Raw genomic sequence first — 1,266 nt, 5'->3', positions numbered from 1 at the left:
ATATAACGAAATATAACTCTAAATTATTAGAAGTTTTTAGAGAAACTCAAAACCTTACTGTTTTTGTTTTTGATAATACAATGCAGGAAGAAATAAAAGCAAAAATATAGGTTGAATTAGAAATCGTCTAACATAGAAGAGGCCCATTTTGTTGGTGTCTCCATTTTTTAAAAGAATGAAAAAGAAAGCAGCGACTAGAATCACAAAAAAAATAAAATACAAAAAAGAAGCAAATTTTATGGCGTCGATGTCTTTGAATAAAACATAAATTATGGCTAATGAAAGGCTTGTGTTTAGAAAATATCTAAAAAATAAACCGCCAAATAATTGGAGATTATCAATTTCTGGAATGGGTAAATTGAAATAATCACCCTTGAAATAATCTAGAAAAGGATCATAAAACAAGCTGTCTTCGTAGGCTCGAATTAGAACCAAAGCCACGACAAATAACATTGCAAGTGCAATTCTTACTTTATGATTGAATAGTTTTTTTAGCATATTTTGAAAATTTATTGACCCAAATAATCCACAACACAAAAACTACTCCATAAATAAACAATGGAAACAAAACGCCGTGCAAAAAATGTTGCTGTTCAGGATAATAATACATCAAAACACACAAAAGTGCAATTCTAAAAACGTTTAGAATATGAATGAGAATGCTTCCGCCAATGATATATAAAATGGTTGGTTTTATTTTTCCCGAAAAAGCGATTATGAATGAAATAAATAAGATAATTACGCTCAAAGCGTTACAGCCTTCTATTATTCGAGCCATTGATTTTTGATTGAAATATAAATTTACTGCAGGTTCTTTTGAATTTGGGGCGGTTTTGACATCACAATTAAAGAAAAGCAACACATCCTCTGTTTGTTGTGCAACTAGTTTTGTAAAACTATCCGCTTCATTTTTTTTCACATCAAATTGTCCAAGATAAATTTGATAAACAAATGTCAAGAGTAAGTAAGTCAATAAAAATTTGCCTAAAAACAGCAAAAACGGTTTGTAAAGAATAAAATATTTTTTCAAAATTAACTTTTTAACAAATTTATATAAAATTAAACAGCCGTATTTAAATACTTTTACAAAAAATAAATGATTATGACTTTCGAAGAATTAAAACCAAAAGTAACCGATATTATTTCTAATTCCAACATATCTAGAGAAGAAAAACTGTTGAAAACATGTGAACTTCTCAGTAACAGCATCGATTACTACAATTGGGTTGGGTTTTATTTTGCCAATCATGAGACCAAAACCCTGCA

Annotated in this window: 2 protein-coding genes; both read right to left on the bottom strand. The window is 28.8% G+C overall.

Going from position 1 to position 1,266, the window contains the following annotated elements; translation table 11 throughout:
* Positions 1–54: 54 nt before the first annotated feature.
* Complete coding sequence (locus EKL98_RS16265) at positions 55–498, bottom strand: exosortase F system-associated membrane protein (RefSeq protein WP_126563173.1); 444 nt, start codon at positions 496–498, stop codon at positions 55–57.
* A complete protein-coding gene (gene xrtF, locus EKL98_RS16260; RefSeq protein ID WP_126563172.1) occupies positions 473–1,030 on the bottom strand; it encodes an exosortase family protein XrtF in 558 nt (185 codons plus the stop codon). Before xrtF ends, EKL98_RS16265 begins: the two co-directional genes overlap by 26 nt.
* Positions 1,031–1,266 lie beyond the last annotated feature (236 nt).

It is taken from the genome of Flavobacterium bomense (genome assembly GCF_003970355.1).
This window is presented reverse-complemented; position numbering and strand designations above follow the sequence as displayed.

Bases quoted from the DNA above. Each gene is read 5' to 3' on its own strand.
- EKL98_RS16265 (WP_126563173.1), bottom strand. From the start codon at position 498: ATGCTAAAAAAACTATTCAATCATAAAGTAAGAATTGCACTTGCAATG.